This is a genomic window from Escherichia sp. WS1118, assembly GCF_046487695.1.
In the GTDB taxonomy this organism is placed as follows: Bacteria; Pseudomonadota; Gammaproteobacteria; order Enterobacterales; family Enterobacteriaceae; genus Escherichia; species Escherichia coli.
This window is the reverse complement of the sequence record NZ_JBJQIZ010000009.1, coordinates 135,269-153,485: the sequence shown is the minus strand read 5'-3', so window position 1 is coordinate 153,485 and position 18,217 is coordinate 135,269. Positions and strand designations below refer to the sequence as shown.

The following is an 18,217-nucleotide window of genomic DNA, read 5'->3' as shown; positions in this document are numbered from 1 at the left end:
TTTTTTGCAAAAAGGGGTAGATGCAATCGGTTACGCTCTGTATAATGCCGCGGCAATATTTATTAACCACTCTGGTCGAGATATTGCCCATGCTACGTATCGCTAAAGAAGCTCTGACGTTTGACGACGTTCTCCTCGTTCCTGCTCATTCTACCGTTCTGCCGAATACTGCTGACCTCAGCACTCAGCTGACGAAAACTATTCGTCTGAATATCCCTATGCTTTCCGCAGCAATGGATACCGTAACGGAAGCGCGCCTGGCTATTGCTCTGGCTCAGGAAGGCGGTATCGGCTTTATCCACAAAAACATGTCCATTGAACGCCAGGCAGAAGAAGTTCGCCGTGTGAAAAAACACGAATCTGGCGTAGTAACTGACCCGCAGACTGTTTTGCCAACCACGACGCTGCGCGAAGTGAAAGAACTGACTGAACGTAACGGCTTTGCGGGTTACCCGGTCGTTACCGAAGAAAACGAACTGGTCGGCATCATCACCGGTCGTGACGTGCGTTTTGTGACCGATCTGAATCAACCGGTTAGCGTTTACATGACGCCGAAAGAGCGTCTGGTAACTGTGCGTGAAGGCGAAGCCCGTGAAGTGGTGCTGGCAAAAATGCACGAAAAACGCGTTGAAAAGGCGCTGGTGGTTGATGACGAATTCCACCTGATCGGCATGATCACCGTGAAAGACTTCCAGAAAGCGGAACGTAAACCGAACGCCTGTAAAGACGAACAAGGCCGTCTGCGTGTAGGTGCAGCGGTTGGCGCGGGCGCTGGTAACGAAGAGCGTGTTGATGCGCTGGTTGCCGCAGGCGTTGACGTTCTGCTGATCGACTCCTCTCACGGTCACTCTGAAGGTGTTCTGCAGCGTATCCGTGAAACTCGCGCTAAATATCCTGACCTGCAAATCATCGGCGGCAACGTGGCAACTGCTGCAGGTGCCCGCGCGCTGGCAGAAGCCGGTTGCAGTGCCGTTAAAGTGGGTATCGGCCCTGGTTCTATCTGTACGACGCGTATCGTGACTGGTGTCGGTGTTCCGCAGATCACCGCCGTTGCTGATGCAGTAGAAGCCCTGGAAGGTACCGGCATTCCGGTTATCGCTGACGGCGGTATCCGTTTCTCAGGCGATATCGCTAAAGCTATCGCCGCTGGCGCAAGCGCGGTGATGGTAGGTTCCATGCTGGCGGGTACTGAAGAATCTCCGGGTGAAATCGAACTCTACCAGGGCCGTTCTTACAAATCTTACCGTGGTATGGGTTCCCTGGGCGCGATGTCCAAAGGTTCTTCTGACCGTTACTTCCAGAGCGACAACGCTGCCGACAAACTGGTGCCGGAAGGTATCGAAGGCCGCGTAGCCTATAAAGGTCGCCTGAAAGAGATCATTCACCAGCAGATGGGCGGCCTGCGCTCCTGTATGGGCCTGACCGGCTGTGGTACTATCGACGAACTGCGTACTAAAGCGGAGTTTGTACGTATCAGCGGTGCGGGCATTCAGGAAAGCCACGTTCACGACGTGACCATTACTAAAGAGTCCCCGAACTACCGTCTGGGCTCCTGATTCTCTTCGCCCGACTTCATGTCGGGCGATTTATATTATCTGTTTCACTTGCCTCGGAATAAGCGTCAATGACGGAAAACATTCATAAGCATCGCATCCTCATTCTGGACTTCGGTTCCCAGTATACTCAACTGGTTGCGCGCCGCGTGCGTGAGCTGGGCGTTTACTGCGAACTGTGGGCGTGGGATGTGACAGAAGCACAAATTCGTGACTTCAATCCAAGCGGCATTATTCTTTCCGGCGGCCCGGAAAGTACTACTGAAGAAAACAGCCCGCGTGCGCCGCAGTATGTCTTTGAAGCAGGCGTACCGGTATTCGGCGTTTGCTATGGTATGCAGACCATGGCGATGCAGTTGGGCGGTCACGTTGAGGCTTCTAATGAACGTGAATTTGGCTACGCGCAGGTTGAAGTCGTAAACGACAGCGCACTGGTTCGCGGTATCGAAGATGCGCTGACCGCAGATGGTAAACCGCTGCTGGACGTCTGGATGAGCCACGGCGATAAAGTTACCGCTATCCCGTCCGACTTCGTCACCGTAGCCAGCACCGAAAGCTGCCCGTTTGCCATCATGGCCAACGAAGAAAAACGCTTCTATGGCGTACAGTTCCACCCGGAAGTGACTCACACCCGCCAGGGTATGCGCATGCTGGAGCGTTTTGTGCGTGATATCTGCCAGTGTGAAGCCCTGTGGACGCCAGCGAAAATTATCGACGACGCTGTAGCCCGCATCCGCGAGCAAGTGGGCGACGATAAAGTCATCCTCGGCCTCTCTGGTGGCGTGGATTCCTCCGTAACCGCAATGCTGTTGCACCGCGCTATCGGTAAAAACCTGACTTGCGTATTCGTCGACAACGGCCTGCTGCGTCTCAACGAAGCAGAGCAGGTTCTGGATATGTTTGGCGATCACTTTGGTCTGAACATTGTTCACGTACCGGCAGAAGATCGCTTCTTGTCAGCGCTGGCTGGCGAAAATGATCCGGAAGCAAAACGTAAAATCATCGGGCGCGTTTTCGTTGAAGTATTCGATGAAGAAGCGCTGAAACTGGAAGACGTGAAGTGGCTGGCGCAGGGCACCATCTACCCTGACGTTATCGAATCTGCTGCTTCTGCAACCGGTAAAGCACACGTCATCAAATCTCACCACAACGTGGGTGGCCTGCCGAAAGAGATGAAGATGGGCCTGGTTGAACCGCTGAAAGAGCTGTTCAAAGACGAAGTGCGTAAGATTGGTCTGGAGCTGGGCCTACCGTATGACATGTTGTACCGTCACCCGTTCCCGGGACCAGGCCTTGGCGTTCGTGTTCTGGGAGAAGTGAAGAAAGAGTATTGTGACCTGCTGCGCCGTGCTGACGCCATCTTCATTGAAGAACTGCGTAAAGCGGACCTGTACGACAAAGTCAGCCAGGCGTTCACCGTCTTCCTGCCAGTACGTTCCGTTGGCGTAATGGGCGATGGTCGTAAGTATGACTGGGTTGTCTCTCTGCGTGCTGTCGAAACCATCGACTTTATGACCGCACACTGGGCACATCTGCCGTACGATTTCCTCGGTCGCGTTTCCAACCGCATTATCAATGAAGTGAATGGTATTTCCCGCGTGGTGTATGACATCAGCGGCAAGCCACCAGCGACTATTGAGTGGGAATGATTTGACTCTGCACTATGAATGAACAAAACCCTCTGTTACTACAGAGGGTTTTTTATACTCACGAATCATAGGATTGAAGTTACTAACATCGATTAATTAAACCAGCTATCTGATTTATTCTCTTCTGCTTTGCCCACGCTTTTCATCAGATCGCGACCGCCTTCAGTCATATTTCTGTTTGCGTCAGCTTCAGATTGCACCACATCGGTTTGCGCAGCTTTGTGCTTCAGTTCCTGATCGATAAATTCGTTTTCGCGCTTAACGCGGGCTTCTTCTTTCGCCAGCGCCAGTTTTTGTTTCTGAATCTCTAAGCTGCGTAGCTCATCTTCATAACTTTGATCGCGTTTTTTGTCCGCAGTGGCTTCGGCGTCCAGTTTATCCTGACGAGCTTTCTTATTCGCTGCTGCCGTTGCCGCTCTTTTATTAGCCGCGGCCTGGGCGTTTGCGCGACGTTGCTTCTCTTGCTGGATTTCCCTGTTGCGCTCCGCGACCCATTCGTCATGCTGCCTTTGCTCTTCGTTTTTACCTTGCTGTTCCGCTTCTGCGACAGCCGATAGTTGATCCTGCAATGATGAGGCGATAGCCGGATAGCTTAAGGAGGCTAAGATGGCGCAAAGAAAAACTTTCTTCATGACTCCTCCTGATTATTAGCTCTTTTCAGGACATTTGGTATTTGGCTGAATACGCGTTTCGTTATACGTCGTGGTAATAACAACGGCTAAACCTGTCGTAAACTGGCACTCTTTACCCACCTGGGTGGAGGTATACACTTTGGTGCCTTCCTTATATGTTAAAGAAACACCTTCCACTAAGGTTTTATCATTCACCATAGAACCCGCTGCCGCGCCTACAGCTCCGCCGCCAACTGCACCTGCCGTCGTTCCGGAATTGCTGCCAGACCCGACGTTGTGGCCGATAACACCGCCAGCGACAGCGCCAATAAGCGCGCCGAAGGCTTGTGCGTTCCGTTTATTTTGGGCGTTGTCTACGGCAACTTTTGCGGGAAGAATGGAAATAATATTAACGGTTTTAGTTTCTTGTTTGGTATTCAGTTGATCGGTTTGATAAACATCGGCGGCATGATCATCAGCATTTGACTGGCATCCTGCCAGAGTGAATGACGCTAACATTGCCACAGGCAGAAGACATTTTTTAAATTTCATCACTATTCCTTGTTATACACATTACGAAAAATAAGACATTTAAGATCATCAAAAGAGGAAAGTAAATGTATTGCGTATAAAGGAATAGATTAAATTTATTAAAATTCATGCGGGAAATAATTTATAAAAATACATCATCACAACATATGTATTAATGATGTATTTATTTCGCAGTCGAACAGGATAAACATCAGTCAGGACAAAAACGTAAAATTTAAGATGAAAAAATATCTGCCGCTTTGATAATCCCAAAGAGCAAAAGCATCCGACAGCGAGGTGCCGTTATGTTCTGTGAGAGTGGAGAAGGTAACCGCTAACGTTGTACCGGTGATTCGACGGAGAGTGTGGATTGCTGAGCTTCTTTTTTGCTCTGATGGTGCTGCCAGGCACCGACGGACGAGTAGATAAAACGGCCAAAGAAGAAGATAAAGCTGATGAGCAGTACGATACGGGTCATGCGACTGTTAAATCGGTGTCGTTTTCGCATACTGGTTGCCTGACTCACAAAAGGTTCCTTGAAGTATGTCCCACGCCGTGGACGGTACTTACATTAAGGCACAACAGGACAAAATGGTCAATTCTTCGTTATGTAAAAAAGCGTCAGTGGATACATATTTTAATGTTATGGAAGTTAATTTAATTATTTACAATGATGATGTAATAATGATGAGTTAACATGATAAACGTAATAATTCATTAATCAGGGTTATTTTGTTTGATATATATCAATTGGAACTTTCATATGACACTTAGAATCATTGCTCTCTATAGTGATGAATAATCATCATTCGAAGTCAGGTGGGATGCCTGTCTGAATACACCTCCTTCAGGATGTGGGGGATTCTGCTGAGCATCTATGAAACTGAATGCAACTTATATAAAAATACGTGATAAATGGTGGGGGCTTCCGCTGTTCCTGCCTTCTTTAATCTTGCCCATTTTCGCCCACATTAATACTTTCGCGCATATTTCTTCCGGTGAAGTTTTTCTCTTTTATCTGCCACTGGCACTGATGATCAGCATGATGATGTTTTTCAGCTGGGCGGCATTGCCAGGGATCGCCTTAGGGATTTTTGTTCGCAAATATGCAGAGCTGGGTTTTTACGAAACGCTCTCATTAACGGCTAATTTTATTATCATTATCATTCTCTGTTGGGGCGGTTACAGGGTTTTTACTCCCCGGCGTAACAACGTTTCACATGGTGATAGCCGTTTAATTTCCCAGCGACTATTCTGGCAGATTGTGTTTCCTGCAACGCTGTTTCTGATACTTTTCCAGTTTGCTGCGTTTGTTGGATTACTGGCGAGCAGAGAAAATCTGGTCGGCGTCATGCCCTTTAACCTCGGGACCTTAATCAATTATCAGGCCTTGCTGGTGGGTAATCTGATTGGTGTCCCGCTGTGCTACTTCATCATTCGGGTGGTGCGAAATCCGTTTTATTTACGTAGCTATTATTCGCAATTAAAACAGCAGGTTGATGCCAAAGTTACCAAAAAAGAGTTCGCAATCTGGCTACTGGCATTAGGTGCTTTACTATTGCTGTTATGCATGCCGTTAAATGAAAAAAGCACGATTTTTAGCACCAATTACACCTTGTCATTATTGCTGCCCCTGATGATGTGGGGAGCGATGCGTTATGGTTATAAGCTGATTTCATTGCTCTGGGCGGTCGTGTTGATGATCAGCATCCACAGCTATCAAAATTACATTCCCATTTATCCTGGCTATACCACGCAGCTGACCATAACCTCCTCCAGTTATCTAGTATTCTCTTTTATTGTCAATTATATGGCTGTACTGGCAACCCGTCAGCGAGCGGTAGTCAGACGCATTCAGCGGCTTGCGTATGTGGACCCGGTGGTTCATTTGCCAAATGTTCGCGCCCTGAATCGCGCGTTACGTGATGCCCCCTGGTCTGCGCTTTGTTATTTACGCATCCCTGGCATGGAAATGCTGGTTAAGAATTATGGCATCATGCTGCGTATTCAATACAAGCAAAAACTTTCTCACTGGCTGTCACCATTGCTGGAACCGGGTGAAGATGTTTATCAGCTTTCGGGTAACGATCTCGCGCTGCGGCTGAATACAGAATCGCACCAGGAGCGCATTACCGCACTGGATAGCCATCTCAAGCAATTTCGTTTCTTTTGGGATGGAATGCCGATGCAACCGCAGATTGGCGTCAGTTACTGCTATGTGCGCTCGCCAGTGAATCATATCTACCTGCTGCTGGGAGAGCTAAATACAGTGGCCGAACTTTCCATCGTGACCAACGCCCCGGAAAATATGCAGCGTCGCGGAGCAATGTATTTGCAACGCGAATTGAAAGATAAAGTCGCGATGATGAATCGGCTACAGCGGGCGCTGGAACACAACCATTTTTTCCTGATGGCCCAGCCGATTACCGGTATGCGTGGTGATGTCTACCATGAAATTCTTCTGCGCATGAAAGGTGAGAATGATGAACTGATCAGCCCCGATAGCTTCTTACCGGTCGCGCACGAATTTGGTTTATCGTCGAGTATCGACATGTGGGTCATTGAGCATACGCTGCAATTTATGGCTGAAAACAGAGCGAAGATGCCCGCTCACCGTTTTGCTATTAATCTGTCTCCAACCTCGGTATGTCAGGCTCGTTTTCCTGTTGAAGTCAGTCAGCTGCTGGCTAAATATCAGATTGAAGCGTGGCAACTTATTTTTGAAGTCACCGAAAGTAATGCTCTGACCAATGTTAAGCAGGCGCAAATCACCTTGCAGCATCTTCAGGAATTAGGCTGCCAGATTGCGATTGATGATTTCGGCACCGGCTACGCCAGCTATGCGCGGCTTAAAAATGTGAATGCCGATCTGCTTAAAATTGACGGCAGTTTTATCCGCAATATTGTGTCAAATAGTCTGGATTATCAGATAGTGGCGTCGATTTGCCACCTGGCGCGAATGAAGAAAATGCGGGTAGTGGCAGAGTACGTTGAAAACGAAGAGATCCGCGAGGCGGTGCTCTCTTTGGGGATCGATTATATGCAGGGTTATCTTATTGGTAAGCCGCAACCGTTAATTGATACGCTGAATGAAATCGAACCCATTCGCGAAAGTGCCTGAATAATGCGGGCCGACATTTCTCGTCGGCCCGCAAAGCATTAAGCGGCGATTTCTGGTGTACTTTCTTCTTCAATTTTCAACCGCCAGCCAGCCACGCCTTCCCAGTATTCTTGCTCCTTTTCCAGATCAAGCAGTACCAGCGCATTCTGACTAAACCAGTCATGCGGGAAACGCAGTGTCCAGTGACTGTCATCAGTAATCAGCGTCAATGTTGGCGGTGTGGTGGTTGCCTGACGTTGATTATTGAGTAATACGCCAAGGCGCAATAGCTGAATCAGTGGCAGGAACTGTTTCTTCTTAAACAAGGTAAAGCGCGGCAGATCGTCGAGTTTAATCGCTTTACGGTGATAGCGCACCAGTGTCGCCATCATCAGCTGCTGTTCCTGATTAAAACCCGGCAAGTCGCTGTTTTGCAGAATATAAGCGGAGTGGCGATGCAAACCGCTGTGGTTGATATTCAACCCGACCTCATGCAGCATGGCGGCCCATCGCAGTAGCGCCTCCAGTTGTGGGTGCGCCAGCTTCGGTTGCTGTTCCCGCCACTGTTCGTACATTTGCATAGTGGTATCCAGCACCCGTCGGGCCTGTTCGCTGTCGATGTGATACTGGTTGGCGAGGCTGCTGGCAGTGCGACTACGCACATCCTGATGACGGAAACGTCCTTCCATTTCATACAGTACGCCTTCGCGTAACGCCCCGTCAGAAAGGCGCAGTTCACGGATGGCTAAAGCATCAAACACACCGCATAAAATCGCCAGTCCAGGAACGAAGACTGTTTTCCGCTCTTCGGAAAGACCTGGTAAACTCAGCGATGCGAAATTACGGTGCCGTAAAACTTCTTTTACCAGTTTTTCCAGACGTTCCGGGGTAATTATCCCGTCTTTCTCGCCCATTTCCATTAACACTTCATGGGCGGCTTTTATGGTACCGGAAGCGCCCATTGCCACGTTCCAGCCCTGAATTCGAAATTGCCAGGTTAACGTTTCCAGTTTTTGTGCTGCCGCCATGCGAGCGCGCTGAAAATTCTCTTTATTGATGACCCCGCCAGGGAAATAAAGCTGGGCAAAGCTGACACAACCCATCCGGCGGCTTTCAACGAGAATCGGTTCGAAATTTTCACCAATCACCAGTTCTGTAGAACCGCCGCCAATATCAATAACCAGTTTGCGACCTTTTTCCGGTTGGGTATGTTCCACGCCCATAAAAATCAGACGGGCTTCTTCATTACCGGAAATAATTTCGATCGGGTAGGGAATGACTTTTTCCGCGCGTTTCAGAAAGTCAGTGGCGTTCAGCGCCTGACGCAGCGTATGGGTACCAACTATACAGACGCTGGCAGGAGAAAACCCTTGTAGCCTTTCGGCAAATAGCGACAGACAGTTCAAACCGCGCGTCATTGCCTCTTCACTCAACATATTATCTGGCCCCAGGCCGTCCGCCAGATGCACCCGCTGTTTCAGGCGGCCAATAATCTGCATGGCACCATCTACCACACGGGCTATGACCATGTGAAAACTGTTTGAACCAAGATCGACCGCAGCAAACTCCTGCGGACGAGGGGATTTATCGTGTATTGGCATAGGGTTATTCAGATTGTTCGAGTGATTTGATGTAGTCGTAAATCGCCAACTGCGCCCGTACTTTGCGGCGATTGCCGCGGGGAACGTAGCGATTACTGAGTTCTTTATCGATATAACGTGCTTTGACCGTATCGCTGAACAATATGTCGATGATGTCCAGCACCCGCTGCTTCAGGCGCGGATCGAGCAGCGGCGTTGCCACTTCAATACGATAATCAATATTGCGCGTCATCCAGTCGGCGGAAGAAAGGTAGACCTTTTTATCGCCGCCATTTTCAAAAATATAAACCCGGTCATGTTCAAGGTAACGGTCAACAATACTGATGGCACGAATGTTGTCGCTAATGCCTTCCAGATTGGGGATCAGAGAACACATTCCGCGCACCAGCAGATTAACCGGTACGCCGGAGCTGGAGGCCGCATACAGACGATCAACCAGGCCTTTATCGACAAGGTTATTTAGCTTCAGGGTGATACCACTGGGCAGCCCTTGCTGCGCGTTGGCGATCTCGCGGTCCACCATTTCATACAACAGACGGCGAGAGTTTTGCGGCGACACCATTAAATAATCAAATGTCACCGGACGGTATGGGTTTTCAATAAAGTTGAACACCCGCCGTACTTCGTTGGTGATGCGCGCATCGGCGGTCAGCAACGAATAGTCAGTATAAAGACGCGCGGTTTTTTCGTTAAAATTTCCGGTCCCGATGTGTGCGTAACGCACCACTTCACCGTTTTCTTTACGTGAAATCAGGAACAGTTTGGCGTGAATTTTCAGCCCCGGCGCAGAGAAGATAACGTGCACGCCTGCTTCGGTCAGGCGCTTCGCCCAGTGAATGTTGGCTTCTTCGTCGAAACGCGCCTGTAACTCAACCACCACGGTGACTTTCTTACCGTTGTGTGCGGCGTGGATCATCGAGTCGATGATGCGTGAATCTTTCGCCACGCGGTAAATGTTAATTTTAATCGCCAGTACGCTCGGGTCGAACGAAGCCTGACGCAGCAGTTCCAGTACATGCTCAAAGGTATGATAAGGATAATAGAGCAACACATCGCGTTCGCGAATAGCATCAAAACCATTGCGGAACTGGGCTTTATCAAACCAAATGTGGCGTAAACGTGGCAGTGGTTTGTTCACCAGATTGGCTTTGCCGACATTGGGGAAATTAATAAAGTCTTTAAAATTATGATAACGACCACCAGGGACGATGGAGTCGTAGCGGGAAATAGTCAGTTTTTCGCGTAACACTTCAACCAGCGCATTGGGCATATCGCGCTGATAAACAAAACGCACCGGCTCAGCAGTTAAACGCTGCTTGAGACTGGAAGACATCAACTCCATCAGGCTGGCTTCCATCTCATGCACTAAATCGTATTCGGCATCGCGGGTCATCTTCATTGAATAGGCATTCAGCGCGTCATAATCAAAGAAGCCTTTGAAAATATCATCAAGGCAGTAACGCAGAATGTTATCCAGAAGAATCATCGGCTTGCGTCGACGCGGCGCTTCTGGCGGTAAATTCACAAAGCGCGGCACTTTATCTGATGGGATCTCCAGCAGCGCGTAACGGATGGTATCGCCACGGATAATTTCCACCGCCAGATAGGTGTAATCATCTTTCAGGAACTGCACTAAATCAGTGTCAGGATTGATTAAAATCGGCGTAATGTGCTGACGCAGATACTGCTTAAAATAATGACGCAGCCAGTTTTGTTGATTGACGGAGAGCTGGCGTTCATTAATCAGGAAGATCTGGTTGCGCGCCATCTCCAGCAACAGCTCGTTGTAGAGGCCGTCGAATTCCTGATCGGCTTTCAGCACCCGGGACTGAATTTTGCCCAGTAAATGGCGGGAATGAGAGTTGGAACCTTGTTCTTCGCTAATAATGATGCGTCGCTTCAGTTCAGCGAAGCGGACTTTATAGAACTCATCAAGGTTATTGGAATAGATCCCCAGGAAACGCATCCTTTCAATCAGCGGGTTAGATTTGTCCGCCGCTTCCTGAAGCACGCGTTCATTGAACGATAACCAACTGAGCTCTTTTTCGATGTATAGCTTTTCCTGACCCATTACCACTTTTACTCCGTTTTATTCACGGGACACTGCCTGGATATTATGGCGAGCAATATTGGCAGATGTCCAACTATGCCAGAAAAGGGGGAAAAAAACTGCTGGAGCTTGCGATTTACAGGTGAATTGAAAAACGCCAGCGGCAGAGCTGGCGCTTTAACTACGGGGGCATTACTCGTCGGCAGCGTAGCCCTGCGGCGGCAGACGTTGACCATCCAGCCACGCGGCGTTTTCGTGCATTTTCAGACGACCATCGGCAAACCAGCTAATCACCAGTGGATAAATAGCGTGTTCCTGGGTTTGCACGCGGGCGGTGATGTCATCTTCCGTATCACCAGCAAATACCGGGACTTTCGCCTGTAAAATAACCGGGCCACCGTCCAGTTCATCGGTGACGAAATGCACCGATGTACCGTGCTCCTCATCGCCATTTTCCAGCGCCTGACGATGGGTGTGTAATCCGGGATATTTCGGCAGCAGAGAAGGGTGAATGTTCAGCAAACGCCCGGCATAATGGGAGACAAACGCCGGGCTGAGAATGCGCATAAAACCAGCCAGCACGACCACATCGGGTGCGTACATGTCGATTTCATGAATCAACTCCCGGTCATAGGCTTCACGACTGTCAAACGCGCTGGTGATGAGCGTATGCGTTGCAATACCCGCCTGGCGGGCGCGTTCAAGGCCGAACGCGTCGGCCTTATTGCTGAAAACTGCCCGTACGGTGCCTTTAATTTTGTTGGTTTTGCAGGCGTCAATAATTGCCTGCAAATTACTTCCGTTGCCGGAAATAAGCACCACAATATTCATTATTCGATAACCACGCGTTGTTCGGAATCAGAGGCTTTGATGATACCGATTTTCCACGCGTTTTCACCGTTGGCATTGAGCAGGGCGAGGGCTTTGTCCACTTCCGGAGCAGGCAGGGCAATAATCATACCGACGCCGCAGTTGAAGGTGCGATACATTTCATGGCGCTCAACGTTACCTGCCGTTTGCAGCCAGTTAAACACTTCCGGCCACTGCCAGGAAGATTCATCAATCACTGCCTGGGTATTATCTGGCAATACGCGCGGAATGTTTTCCCAGAAACCGCCGCCGGTCAGGTGCGCAATGGCATGCACATCGACCTTTTCAATCAACTTCAGCACTGACTTCACGTAAATGCGGGTCGGTGCCAGCAGATGATCGGCTAATGGCTTACCATCAAGTTCGGTGGTTTGCGGATCACAACCGCTGACTTCAAGAATTTTGCGCACCAGCGAATAGCCGTTCGAGTGCGGACCGCTGGAGCCGAGTGCAATCAGCACATCGCCATCGCTGACTTTAGAGCCGTCGATGATTTCTGATTTTTCTACCACGCCAACGCAGAAACCAGCGACATCGTAATCTTCACCGTGATACATCCCCGGCATTTCTGCCGTTTCGCCACCCACCAGTGAACAGCCCGATTGCAGACAACCTTCCGCAATGCCGCTGATCACCGCTGAAGCGGTATCAACATCCAGTTTTCCGGTTGCGTAATAGTCGAGGAAAAACAGCGGTTCCGCACCTTGCACCACCAGGTCATTAACGCACATGGCGACCAGATCAATACCAATGGTGTCGTGACGTTTTAAGTCCATCGCCAGACGCAGCTTGGTACCTACGCCGTCAGTGCCGGAAACCAGCACAGGTTCACGATATTTTTGCGGCAATGCACACAGTGCACCGAAGCCGCCCAGACCGCCCATCACTTCCGGACGACGCGTTTTCTTCACTACGCCTTTGATTCTTCCAACCAGAGCATTACCCGCGTCAATATCAACACCGGCATCTTTGTAGCTAAGAGAGGTTTTATCGGTCACTGCTTGGGTCCCCACGCGTTACTTGCGGTAGAAAAATAAAATTCGGCGCAATTCTAACAGGGAAAGCAAACGTTTGCGAGACTGCTTTACACAACCTTTTTGCACGTCTTTTCCCCAGGCGCGCGGCGAAAGAATACTTGTACCAGGGCAAAGGATCGTTTTCGGATGGAATAATCTTCTTTCATAACCATTTGAATATAAAATAACTTTATCTCAAACCGTTATCATTTTGACTAAAGTCAACGAAAATAATATTGCCGCCTTGAAGAAAGGAGGTATAATCCGTCGATTTTTTTGTGGCTGCCCCTCAAAGGAGAAAGAGTATGAAGATCGTGGAAGTCAAACACCCACTCGTCAAACACAAGCTGGGACTGATGCGTGAGCAAGATATCAGCACCAAGCGCTTTCGCGAACTCGCTTCCGAAGTGGGTAGCCTGCTGACTTACGAAGCGACCGCCGACCTCGAAACGGAAAAAGTCACTATCGAAGGCTGGAACGGCCCGGTAGAAATCGACCAGATCAAAGGTAAGAAAATTACCGTTGTGCCAATTCTGCGTGCGGGTCTTGGGATGATGGACGGTGTGCTGGAAAACGTTCCGAGTGCGCGCATCAGTGTCGTCGGTATGTACCGTAATGAAGAAACGCTGGAGCCGGTACCGTACTTCCAGAAACTGGTTTCTAACATCGATGAGCGTATGGCGCTGATCGTTGACCCAATGCTGGCAACCGGTGGTTCCGTTATCGCGACCATCGACCTGCTGAAAAAAGCGGGCTGCAGCAGCATCAAAGTTCTGGTGCTGGTAGCTGCACCAGAAGGTATCGCTGCGCTGGAAAAAGCGCACCCGGACGTCGAACTGTATACTGCATCGATTGACCAGGGACTGAACGAGCACGGATACATTATTCCGGGCCTCGGCGATGCCGGTGACAAAATCTTTGGTACGAAATAAAGAATAAAAATAATTAAAGCCGACTTTAAGAGTCGGCTTTTTTTTGAGTAAAGCGCCTATAACACATAATACAGAGGATAATACTATGACGCGCCGTGCTATCGGGGTGAGTGAAAGACCGCCACTTTTACAGACAATCCCGCTTAGTTTGCAACATTTGTTCGCCATGTTTGGTGCAACCGTCCTGGTGCCCGTCTTATTTCATATTAACCCGGCGACTGTACTGTTATTTAACGGTATAGGAACACTGCTGTATCTCTTCATCTGTAAAGGGAAAATTCCGGCTTATCTTGGTTCCAGCTTTGCCTTTATTTCACCGGTATTGTTACTGTTGCCGTTGGGGTATGAAGTTGCGCTGGGCGGCTTTATTATGTGCGGCGTGCTGTTCTGCCTGGTTTCTTTTATCGTGAAGAAAGCGGGGACCGGCTGGCTGGACGTGCTGTTTCCACCTGCGGCAATGGGCGCAATCGTTGCCGTCATCGGTCTGGAGCTGGCGGGCGTAGCTGCCGGTATGGCGGGTTTACTCCCGGCTGAAGGGCAAACGCCAGACTCCAAAACCATCATCATCTCTATTACCACCCTGGCGGTCACGGTTTTAGGTTCCGTGCTGTTTCGTGGTTTCCTGGCAATTATCCCGATTTTAATTGGCGTGCTGGTGGGGTACGCGCTCTCTTTCGCAATGGGAATTGTCGATACCACGCCGATTATTAATGCTCACTGGTTTGCGCTGCCGACCCTCTATACGCCGCGCTTCGAGTGGTTTGCCATTCTGACTATTCTGCCAGCGGCGTTAGTGGTTATTGCCGAACACGTAGGGCACCTGGTAGTAACGGCTAATATCGTCAAAAAAGATCTGCTGCGCGATCCAGGTCTGCACCGTTCGATGTTTGCTAACGGCTTGTCGACCGTGATCTCCGGCTTCTTTGGCTCCACGCCAAACACCACTTACGGAGAAAACATTGGCGTGATGGCGATCACCCGTGTTTACAGTACCTGGGTTATCGGCGGTGCGGCGATTTTCGCTATCCTGCTTTCCTGCGTCGGTAAACTGGCTGCTGCTATCCAGATGATTCCATTGCCGGTGATGGGCGGCGTTTCGCTGCTGCTTTACGGTGTCATCGGTGCTTCCGGTATTCGTGTGTTGATCGAATCGAAAGTGGATTACAACAAAGCACAGAACCTGATCCTGACTTCCGTTATTTTGATCATCGGCGTCAGTGGCGCGAAGGTAAACATTGGCGCGGCGGAGCTGAAAGGTATGGCGCTGGCGACCATCGTCGGTATCGGCTTAAGTTTGATCTTCAAACTGATTAGTATGCTGCGCCCTGAAGAAGTGGTGCTGGACGCAGAAGACGCGGATATAACAGACAAATAATGTACCGACCGGGCAGTGTTGCTGCCCGGTTCAAACATCATGGGATTCTGTGGTAAACTTCTCGCGATTTTGTGAAATCCTGGTTGAGGTATCTCTGAACACACCGGCACAGCTCTCTTTGCCACTTTATCTTCCTGACGACGAAACCTTTGCAAGTTTCTGGCCGGGGGATAACTCCTCTTTACTGGCCGCGCTGCAAAACGTGCTGCGTCAGGAACATAGCGGTTACATCTATCTCTGGGCACGCGAAGGCGCGGGGCGCAGCCATCTGCTGCACGCGGCTTGCGCGGAATTGTCGCAGCGTGGCGATGCGGTGGGCTATGTCCCGCTGGATAAACGCACCTGGTTTGTTCCGGAAGTGCTCGACGGTATGGAGCATTTGTCGCTGGTCTGTATTGACAACATTGAGTGTATTGCCGGCGATGAGTTGTGGGAGATGGCGATTTTCGATCTCTACAATCGAATTCTGGAATCGGGCAAAACACGGTTGTTGATCACCGGCGATCGTCCACCGCGGCAGTTGAATCTGGGATTACCGGATCTCGCGTCGCGTCTCGACTGGGGGCAGATCTACAAATTGCAGCCACTTTCTGATGAAGATAAGTTGCAGGCGCTACAGTTACGCGCGCGTTTGCGTGGTTTTGAACTGCCGGAAGATGTGGGGCGTTTCTTGCTGAAGCGGCTCGACAGAGAAATGCGCACGTTGTTTATGACGCTGGATCAGCTGGATCGTGCGTCGATTACCGCGCAACGCAAGCTGACCATTCCGTTTGTGAAAGAAATTCTGAAGTTGTAGATAAGGTGTTTATTGTCGGATGCGGCGCGAACGCCTTATCCGACCTACGCGAAGTTAATCCATAGTATTCGTAGGCCGGATAAGACGCGGCAAGCGTCGCATCCGGCAATGTGCTTCAACTAGCGATGGAGCACATCTTAACCCACGATTTCCAGTACCTGCTCCGGTGGACGACCAATCCGCGCTTTGCCATTCGCGACCACAATCGGGCGTTCCATTAGCTTCGGATTATCCACCATCGCCTGAATCAGCGCCTCTTCGCTAAGTGAACTGTCAGCCAGGTTCAGTTCTTTATAAAGATCCTCTTTTTGGCGCATCAATTCACGAGCGCTATTCATCCCCAGCATTTTCAGCAAATCACGCAGCGTTGCCGCATCGGCGGGTGTCTCAAGGTAGAGCACCACTTCTGGCTCCACGCCGTTTTCTTTCAGCAGGTTCAGCGTTTCCCGGCTCTTTGAACAGCGTGGGTTATGGTAGATTTTTACCTGTTTGGTCATTGTTCTTCCTTTAATGCGAATTACATCTTGGTATAAGGCTTAAAGCGTTCCTGCAGCTGGCGCAACTGGTCGATGCGCGCATCGTAACGCGCTTGTTGCAGGCTGCCTAATTTCACCTGAGAACTGGCGCTACTCAACAAGGAAATAGCCTGATCGAGTCGCCCGGCGAGCGCATAACCTTCTGCTCGCGCAGCCAGTTCCTGATCGCGGTTATTTAGTGCGGCTTCCGCCTGTGCCAGTAAATCCCAGCCGTTGCTGTCATCTTTATTGTTAAAAGTGTAGCGATTCAGAATATTGGCCGCTTCCTGTGGTTGCCCCCCTTGCAGATAAGCGTTCGCCAGGTTGAGCTGCAACACCGGATTGGTGCGCAAATCGCGGGCATTTTTCAGGCGATTGATAGCGTCATTGGCTTTGTTTTGCCCAAGATCGATATCGGTAGCCAGATCGAGATACCATGCGTTGCCAGGTTCTGCCGCCAGTAACGGTTGCAGCGTTTTACGCGCCTCGTCGTATTTATTGGCTTCCATCGCCTGTAAAGCACGACCATATTGCGCCGCTCGTTGCTGACGAACGTTTCCTTTCGCCCATTCATCCAGCAAATCACTGGTGAGTTGGTTACGCCCTGAATTGTACATCCCCAGTGTGCGCACTTTTGCCAGATAGAAATCTTCTGACGATTGCACCACTATCGGGCGCATCTGATTGGCACGGTTACGGGCATCAGCCAGACGGCTTTCCGGTAGTGGGTGAGTGAGCAGAATTTCTGGTGGGCGCGAAGAGTAACGCGCCTGATCGAGTAATTTTTCGAGGAAGGTCGGCATCGCCTGCGGATCGAATCCCGAGCGTTGCAGCACCTGAATACCAATGCGGTCCGCTTCCTGTTCATTTTGCTGGGTGAAACTGATCATCCCCTGGCGCGTTCCCGCCAGTGTACCGGTCAGCGCCGCCATCCCCGCCTGCGGACTGGCCATCGCCAGTAAAATAGAACCTAACGCGCCGACCCAGGTCAGCGGCGCGCTGCGCTGCTGATCTTCCATCGCTCGCGCCAGGTGACGTTGGGTGACGTGGGAGATTTCGTGCGCCATAACTGAAGCCAGTTGACTTTCGTTATCGGAATAACGGAACAGGGCAGAGTGCAGCACCACGTTGCCGCCAAAGAAAGCAAAGGCGTTAATTTCATCGTTGTTGATCAGAAAGAAATGAAACGGTGTCTTAACCGAATTGGCATGCGAAACCAGACGCATTCCTAGCGAATTAATGTATTGCGTTAACAGCGGATCATTAATTAACGGCGCGCTGCCGCGTAACTGGCGGACATAATAGTCGCCCATCTGCATTTCCTGACCAATGGAAAGTGTGCTTCCTGCGGAGGTTCCCATATCCGGCAAGGTGTCTGCGCTGTCGGCAAACGCCGGGGCTACCTGACCAATGGTCATAGCAGCAATGAGGGTTGCAACCAGGTTTTTTTTCAACTGCCTGAACATAACCTCTATCCTGTATTTCTGGAGATAGTCATTTGACCGATACTGTGAAATATCGTTCCCACCGCGCCGCCTTTGAGTGTAACGGCGAAGATTAGCCCACTCAAATGACTTTTCAGTTTCCTGAATCCGTCATAAAAAGCGAAGTCTTTTTT

The 18,217-nt window shown here is 50.1% G+C and carries 16 protein-coding genes; 7 read left to right on the top strand and 9 right to left on the bottom strand.

Annotated elements, in window-relative coordinates:
- The first annotated feature begins 89 nt into the window (after positions 1 to 89).
- Together guaB and guaA are read left to right on the top strand one after the other, a co-directional pair.
- Positions 90 to 1,556, top strand: a complete 1,467-nt coding sequence (gene guaB, locus ACJHYO_RS16550; protein WP_001299507.1) for an IMP dehydrogenase — start codon at positions 90 to 92, stop codon at positions 1,554 to 1,556.
- 68 nt (positions 1,557 to 1,624) lie between these two features.
- A complete protein-coding gene (guaA, locus tag ACJHYO_RS16545; RefSeq protein WP_000138282.1) occupies positions 1,625 to 3,202 on the top strand; it encodes a glutamine-hydrolyzing GMP synthase in 1,578 nt (525 codons plus the stop codon).
- A 92-nt stretch (positions 3,203 to 3,294) separates the two neighbouring features.
- Here guaA and ACJHYO_RS16540 read toward each other — a convergent pair whose 3' ends face one another.
- From ACJHYO_RS16540 to ACJHYO_RS16530, 3 genes are all read right to left on the bottom strand, one after another.
- Complete coding sequence (locus ACJHYO_RS16540) at positions 3,295 to 3,834, bottom strand: DUF5384 family protein (protein ID WP_000755178.1); 540 nt, start codon at positions 3,832 to 3,834, stop codon at positions 3,295 to 3,297.
- A gap of 15 nt (positions 3,835 to 3,849) precedes the next feature.
- Complete coding sequence (locus tag ACJHYO_RS16535; protein WP_001311989.1) at positions 3,850 to 4,368, bottom strand: glycine zipper 2TM domain-containing protein; 519 nt, start codon at positions 4,366 to 4,368, stop codon at positions 3,850 to 3,852.
- 310 nt (positions 4,369 to 4,678) lie between these two features.
- On the bottom strand, positions 4,679 to 4,870 hold the full coding sequence (locus tag ACJHYO_RS16530; protein WP_000076001.1) for a YfgG family protein: 192 nt from the start codon (positions 4,868 to 4,870) through the stop codon (positions 4,679 to 4,681).
- Positions 4,871 to 4,887: 17 nt separating this feature from the next.
- Between ACJHYO_RS16530 and ACJHYO_RS16525 the strand changes: the two genes are divergently transcribed.
- Together ACJHYO_RS16525 and pdeF are read left to right on the top strand one after the other, a co-directional pair.
- Complete coding sequence (locus ACJHYO_RS16525; RefSeq protein ID WP_000017553.1) at positions 4,888 to 5,040, top strand: hypothetical protein; 153 nt, start codon at positions 4,888 to 4,890, stop codon at positions 5,038 to 5,040.
- A 181-nt stretch (positions 5,041 to 5,221) separates the two neighbouring features.
- Positions 5,222 to 7,465, top strand: coding sequence for a cyclic-guanylate-specific phosphodiesterase PdeF (gene pdeF / locus ACJHYO_RS16520; protein WP_000772715.1), 2,244 nt, complete (start codon positions 5,222 to 5,224; stop codon positions 7,463 to 7,465).
- A 38-nt stretch (positions 7,466 to 7,503) separates the two neighbouring features.
- Here the strand turns inward: pdeF and ppx are convergent, their stop codons facing one another.
- The 4 genes from ppx to purM form a co-directional block, all read right to left on the bottom strand.
- The gene (gene ppx / locus ACJHYO_RS16515) at positions 7,504 to 9,045 is read right to left on the bottom strand and encodes an exopolyphosphatase (protein ID WP_001121363.1); all 1,542 of its coding nucleotides are present in this window, start codon (positions 9,043 to 9,045) and stop codon (positions 7,504 to 7,506) included.
- Positions 9,046 to 9,049: 4 nt separating this feature from the next.
- Positions 9,050 to 11,116 carry a polyphosphate kinase 1 gene (gene ppk1 / locus ACJHYO_RS16510; protein WP_001296288.1) on the bottom strand — a complete coding sequence of 689 codons (2,067 nt, stop codon included), beginning with the start codon at positions 11,114 to 11,116 and terminating at the stop codon, positions 9,050 to 9,052.
- Positions 11,117 to 11,287: 171 nt separating this feature from the next.
- Complete coding sequence (gene purN / locus ACJHYO_RS16505) at positions 11,288 to 11,926, bottom strand: phosphoribosylglycinamide formyltransferase (protein ID WP_001028626.1); 639 nt, start codon at positions 11,924 to 11,926, stop codon at positions 11,288 to 11,290.
- Entirely contained in the window at positions 11,926 to 12,963 is a 1,038-nt protein-coding gene (gene purM / locus ACJHYO_RS16500) for a phosphoribosylformylglycinamidine cyclo-ligase (protein WP_001296287.1), read from the bottom strand. The genes purN and purM overlap by 1 nt, the downstream gene beginning before the upstream one ends.
- Before the next feature lie 323 nt (positions 12,964 to 13,286).
- Here purM and upp point away from each other — a divergent pair, with 323 nt between their 5' ends.
- The 3 genes from upp (at position 13,287) to ACJHYO_RS16485 (ending at position 16,084) form a co-directional block, all read left to right on the top strand.
- Positions 13,287 to 13,913, top strand: coding sequence for a uracil phosphoribosyltransferase (gene upp, locus ACJHYO_RS16495; protein ID WP_001295473.1), 627 nt, complete (start codon positions 13,287 to 13,289; stop codon positions 13,911 to 13,913).
- Between the two features lie 85 nt (positions 13,914 to 13,998).
- The gene (gene uraA / locus ACJHYO_RS16490) at positions 13,999 to 15,288 is read left to right on the top strand and encodes a uracil permease (RefSeq protein WP_000198327.1); all 1,290 of its coding nucleotides are present in this window, start codon (positions 13,999 to 14,001) and stop codon (positions 15,286 to 15,288) included.
- A gap of 94 nt (positions 15,289 to 15,382) precedes the next feature.
- A complete protein-coding gene (locus ACJHYO_RS16485; RefSeq protein ID WP_001307333.1) occupies positions 15,383 to 16,084 on the top strand; it encodes a DnaA inactivator Hda in 702 nt (233 codons plus the stop codon).
- A gap of 137 nt (positions 16,085 to 16,221) precedes the next feature.
- Here the strand turns inward: ACJHYO_RS16485 and arsC are convergent, their stop codons facing one another.
- Positions 16,222 to 16,581 (bottom strand): arsenate reductase (glutaredoxin), encoded by a 360-nt coding sequence (gene arsC, locus ACJHYO_RS16480; protein WP_000166449.1) that lies wholly within the window; start codon positions 16,579 to 16,581, stop codon positions 16,222 to 16,224.
- Between the two features lie 20 nt (positions 16,582 to 16,601).
- Complete coding sequence (bepA, locus tag ACJHYO_RS16475) at positions 16,602 to 18,065, bottom strand: beta-barrel assembly-enhancing protease (RefSeq protein WP_000489658.1); 1,464 nt, start codon at positions 18,063 to 18,065, stop codon at positions 16,602 to 16,604.
- Between the last annotated feature and the right edge of the window lie 152 nt (positions 18,066 to 18,217).